The sequence below is a fragment of the Pseudomonas sp. P5_A2_2 genome, from assembly GCF_054177685.1.
This window is the reverse complement of the sequence record NZ_JBGCUL010000298.1, coordinates 1-5,005: the sequence shown is the minus strand read 5'-3', so window position 1 is coordinate 5,005 and position 5,005 is coordinate 1. Positions and strand designations below refer to the sequence as shown.

General features: G+C 61.6%; 4 protein-coding genes. 2 read left to right on the top strand and 2 right to left on the bottom strand.

The genetic code is table 11. The features are described from left to right. Window positions 1-2,135, bottom strand: a 2,135-nt coding sequence (locus ACXRVY_RS16790) for a DUF6531 domain-containing protein (protein WP_458237801.1), incomplete at its 3' end; no start/stop codon positions are given. Window positions 2,136-2,385: 250 nt separating this feature from the next. Here ACXRVY_RS16790 and ACXRVY_RS16785 point away from each other — a divergent pair. Continuing rightward, window positions 2,386-3,081 (top strand): HAD-IA family hydrolase, encoded by a 696-nt coding sequence (locus ACXRVY_RS16785; RefSeq protein ID WP_223462951.1) that lies wholly within the window; start codon window positions 2,386-2,388, stop codon window positions 3,079-3,081. Between the two features lie 58 nt (window positions 3,082-3,139). On the opposite strand, the gene ACXRVY_RS16780 is transcribed toward ACXRVY_RS16785, so the two are convergent. Beyond that, window positions 3,140-3,886 carry a 3-oxoacyl-ACP reductase family protein gene (locus ACXRVY_RS16780; protein ID WP_223462950.1) on the bottom strand — a complete coding sequence of 249 codons (747 nt, stop codon included), beginning with the start codon at window positions 3,884-3,886 and terminating at the stop codon, window positions 3,140-3,142. Between the two features lie 124 nt (window positions 3,887-4,010). Between ACXRVY_RS16780 and ACXRVY_RS16775 the strand changes: the two genes are divergently transcribed. Beyond that, complete coding sequence (locus ACXRVY_RS16775) at window positions 4,011-4,934, top strand: LysR family transcriptional regulator (RefSeq protein WP_223462949.1); 924 nt, start codon at window positions 4,011-4,013, stop codon at window positions 4,932-4,934. Window positions 4,935-5,005 lie beyond the last annotated feature (71 nt).

Sequence of the window (5,005 nt, the reverse complement as noted above, 5' to 3'; positions counted from 1 at the left end):
CCCTTGGCGTGATGGTAGATGAGGGCACAGGCGTCCGGCAGGCGCAGGCGCTTGAGCCGACCGCAGGCGTCGTAGCCGTAACGCAGGGTGCCCCAGCCCTGATGTTCGGTGATCAGCCGGTCCTGGCGATCGTATTCGAACGCCAGCGGATGGTTCTCGCCGTCATCGACACTGATCAGCCGCCCGAGACTGTCGTAGCGGTACTCGACCTTGACCCCGTCGGGCAAGGTTTTGACCAGTAACCGCCCAGCACTGTCACGTTGATAAGCGGTAACCAGCAGCGAACCGTCGTCGCCAAACTCGGTTTTCTCCAGCAACTGGCCATTGAGGTCGTAGCTGTAGGCGGTACGACGACCATCAAAGCCGGTCTCCTGTCGGATCAATCCGCCTGGGGTGTAATCCATCCGGTAGGTGTCGCCGACCTCGTTTTCGATCTCGGTGAGCAACAATTGCGCATGGTCGTAGCGGTATTTCAGCGCGCTGCCGTCGGGGTTGATTCGACGGCTGACCAAGTGCAAGTCGTCGGCGTATTCGTAACGGGTTACCCGTCCCAGTTCGTCGGTGTCGGCGGTGACCTGGCCGTAGGCGTTGTAGCGACAGGCACGGCGGGCACCGGTGGGCAGTGTGGTCCGGGTCAGTCGGCCCACGGCGTCCCACTCATAACCGGTGACGGCACCGTGTTCGTTCTGCCGGGTAATCCGCCGTCCCAACGCATTGTAGGAAAAAGTGCGCTGGGCACCGTCCGGCAGGGTCTCTTCCAGCAACTGTCCCAAGGCGTTCCAGACAAACCGGTGACTGCTCTGGTCGGGGAAACGGATCGTCAGCAAGCGCCCCTGCGAGTCGTAGAAATAGCGGATGATCTGTCCGTCGGGATCGGTGACGGCAGTGATGTCGCCCTGGGCATTGCGCTGGTAGCTCCATGTCGCCTGACCGCGGGTGCGGGTATGCAGGAAACCGTTGCGATACTCGTAGGACGTGAGCGCCTCATCCGGCGCAAGCAGCGCGATCAGCCGGCCGACCTCGTCATAATGGTATTCGGTGACGGCGCCGAGGGCGTCCTGCTCGACGATCAGGCGGCCCTGATCGTCGTAGGCCTTGTGCTGCTCACCGCCGTCCAGCCCGACCCGGCGCACCAACCGCGCGCGGTCGTCATGAACGTAAACCTCTTCGCTACCGTCTGCGTTGCTCACCGTCACGCAGCCTTGATCGTCCCAGGCGTAACGCACCTCCATCTGCGCAAACGAGGCCCAGTGATGGATGCAGCGGGCTGCCTTGCCGGAGCGTTCCCACGCCCAGAAGAAACTCGCGCCGCCGGCCAGTTGCCGTTGCAGGATGACGTGCTGCTCGTCGTAGTCATAGCGCTCGCTTTCACCCGCGGCATTGGTCGCCTCGATCAGACGCTGGCGGGCGTCGTAGCGGTAGCTGACCAGTGTCTGTTCGGTGCGCCAGGTGTGCGCCTCGAGGCCGCTGCGCTGAAACACCTGATAATCGACGGCCATCAGGTGCTTGAGGTCGTAACGCAGCAGCAAGGCGCGGTCGGCGCCGTTGTCCAGGCGTTGGATTCGGTCAAAGCGGTCCCGCTGCACCGTCACGCGGTTGCCGTAGGCGTCGCTGATCGCGCTGAGCCGGCCGTCATGAAAGTGGTAGAACCGCGCTCGGTCGCCGGCCAGGGCGAGGATCAGTTCGTCCGGCTCCTCGCCGAGATAAAGCGCCGCCCGCGACAGGCTGTTGTGGATCACCGGGCGCGTCGCCGTCGGCCGTGGAAATGGCGTGCGGTGGTTTTCGGGGTCGATCCACAGCACCTGCTCGTCGTGGAGTTCCAGGTGCTGGGACAGCGAATGGCTCCAGCCAAAACCGAGGCCGGTGTCGAGCTCGACGGCACTGGTGCGATAGATGCGGGTGAAGTCGAACGGCAAGATCCCGTCGAGGGTGCTGTCCGTGAGGGTCAGCAATACCTCGCCAGTGACCATCGACACCGGGCAGTTGTGGGTGGCGGTGTGCTCGACGGTGTCAGCACAGTCGCCGTTGGGGTTTTTTGCCTGTCTGGAGGCGTCGTCGTGGTGTTCATGCTTGCCGGAGCGAAGTGTCAGAGGGCCGCTCGCGGGGCATGCCAATACCTTTTGGGGATCGAACATCTGCGGACTTTCGCTTGGCGGAATGTAGGACATCAGACTCTGCGGAGGATCTTCAAGGAAAGAAGTCGGGAAAGTTGGTGTTTGCTGTAGGGCGATTCGCTAAATCACGCAGAGCCATTCGGCGTGGATCGGGATTTCATCGTTGCTCTAAGCCAGCGGCGCTCGCTATGCTGCTGAATCCTTTAATCCATTCGGGCATCAGGCCGTACCTGAGCTGCCCGGGATGCCTTAGAAAAACGGATCAGATGCGATGAATGCACCACTGAAAGCATTCGGCCCGATCAAGGCCGTGATTTTCGATATGGACGGCTTGTTGCTGGACACAGAGGGCATCTACACCGAAGTCACGTCCATCATCGCCGCGCGTTACGGCCGAACCTTCGACTGGAGCATCAAACAGAACATCATTGGCCGGGGCGCGGGCGATCTGGCGCGCTATGTGGTTCAAGCGCTGGACTTGCCGATTACGGCGCAAGAGTTTCTGGTGATCCGTGAGCCGTTGATGCGCGAGCGCTTTCCTGCAGCGCAAGCGATGCCTGGCGCACAGGAGCTGGTACGGCATCTGAAGGCCAACAACATTCCCATTGCCGTCGGCACCAGTTCTTCGAGCCAGTCGTTCGGCCAGAAAACCACCTTGCACCGCGACTGGTTCGCCTTGTTCGACTTCATCGTCACCGCCGATGACCCCGAGGTGGGTGCGGCCAAACCGGCACCGGATATTTTCCTGACGGCGGCGCGGCGCCTGGGCGTTGCACCCGAAGACTGCCTGGTATTCGAGGATTCGCCTTTCGGTGTCACTGCGGCGAAAGCGGCGGGGATGACGGCGATTGCGATTCCGGATGCGGCAATGGCCGACGCCAGGTACGCACATGCCGATGGCATTCTTCGTACGTTGAAGGCGTTTGTGCCGAGTGCTTTTGGTTTGCCGGCGCTGGAATGGATCTGACGACTGAAAATGTGGGAGCGAGCCTGCTCCCACAGTTATTGCAGTTGGCAGATTCGAATCAGGCGCCGAAACCACCGTCGATGGTCAGGCTGGCCCCCGTGATGTAGCCGGCTTCAGGGCTGGCGAGGTAGGCGACGAAGCTGGCGATTTCTTCGGCCTTGCCGTAGCGGCCCACGGCCATCAGCGGAATCAGGCTTTCTGCAAATTCGCCGTGGGCCGGGTTCATGTCGGTGTCGACCGGACCCGGTTGTACGTTATTGATGGTGATGCCCTGCGGGCCGAGATCACGGGCCAGGCCTTTGGTCAGGCCGACCAGTGCCGACTTGCTCATTGCGTATGGGCCGCCACCGGCGAAGGGCATGCGGTCGGCGTTGGTGCTACCGATGTTGATGATGCGTCCGCCTTCGGTCATGTATTTGGCGGCGGCCTGGGTGGCGATGAATACGCTGCGCACATTGATGGCCAGGGTCTGGTCGAAGTCTTCGAGTTTGAACTCGGCCAGCGGTGCGACGGCCAGCACGCCGGCATTGTTGACCAGGATATCCAGGCGACCAAAGGTCTCTACCGTGGCGGACACGGCGCTGCGAATGGCCTCGGCGTCGGCGCTGTCGGCCTTGATGGCCAGAGCCTTGCCGCCGTTGGCGGTGATGCTGTCTTGCAGTTCTTCGGCCTTGGCCGTGGAACTGACATAAGTGAAGGCAACGGTCGCGCCTTCAGCGGCCAGGCGCTTGACGATGGCAGCGCCGATACCGCGGGAACCACCTTGAATCAATGCCACTTTGCCGCTGAGGTTCTGAGTAGTCATGTCGATCTCCAAGTCCCGAGGCGAGATGTCCCGGTTGATGGAGCCTAGTATCGATTCAGGATTCCATGCTGTGTAGACCATAATTGCGATAGTCTGTGTAAACCAAAAGTTTATAGTGGCGACTATGGAAACCTTCAGCAGTATCGAATGCTTTGTGCGCAGCGCTGAGGTCGGCAGCTTCGCCGAGGCCGCGCGGCGTCTGAGCCTGACACCGGCGGCGGTAGGCAAGAGCGTCGCCAAGCTTGAAGCGCGCCTGGGCGTCAGATTGTTTCAGCGCAGCACTCGCAGCCTGACGCTGACGGAGGCCGGCCAGTTGTTTCTCGGCGAAGTCAGCGGCAGCCTGCACACCATCCAGAATGCCGTGGCCAATCTCGCCAGCGCCGGAGGGCGTCCTGCCGGAACATTAAAGGTCAGCATGGGCACGGTGTTCGGGCGCTTGTACATCGTGCCGTTGCTGGGGGAATTTCTGCGGCGCTTTCCGGCAATCAACCCGGACTGGCATTTCGACAACCGACAGGTCGACCTGATTGCCCAGGGCTTCGACGCCGCGATTGGCGGCGGATTCGAACTGCCTCAGGGCGTGGTGGCGCGCAAGCTGACACCGGCCCATCGCGTGTTGGTGGCTTCCACCGAGTATCTGGCGGCGCAGGAGGCAATCGTCGAGCCGGACGATCTCAAGTATCACGATGGCATCCTCATTCGCTCGCCGCAGACCGGTCGCGTGCGTTCCTGGCAGTTGACCAGTCGTAGTCAGCAACACAGTCCATTGACCCTCAAGGCGCGGATGACCATGAGCGATTCGGAAGCCGCCTGCGCCACGGCGACCCAGGGTTTGGGCATTGCCTTGGTGAGCATGCCGTTTGCCGTGGGTTATCTGGAGGCGGGGACGTTGCAGCGGGTGTTGCCGGACTGGTATGTCGACGACGGCAACATTTCTGTCTACTACGCTGAACATAAACTGCTGCCCGGCAAAACCCGGGCGTTTGTCGATTTCATCATTGAGCAGTTTGCCGAGCGGGGGTTGGGGCAGAGGTTCAGTGCGGTTTGAGTTTGGCTCCAGACCGAGGTGCGGCCATCGCGGGCAAGCCACGCTCCCACAGGTTTTGCGTCGTACACATC

What these genes read in the sequence shown, in the direction of transcription:
- ACXRVY_RS16785 (WP_223462951.1), top strand. Translation starts at nt 2,386, where the DNA reads ATGAATGCACCACTGAAAGCATTCGGCCCGATCAAGGCCGTGATTTTC.
- ACXRVY_RS16780 (WP_223462950.1), bottom strand. Translation starts at nt 3,886, where the DNA reads ATGACTACTCAGAACCTCAGCGGCAAAGTGGCATTGATTCAAGGTGGT.
- ACXRVY_RS16775 (WP_223462949.1), top strand. Translation starts at nt 4,011, where the DNA reads ATGGAAACCTTCAGCAGTATCGAATGCTTTGTGCGCAGCGCTGAGGTC.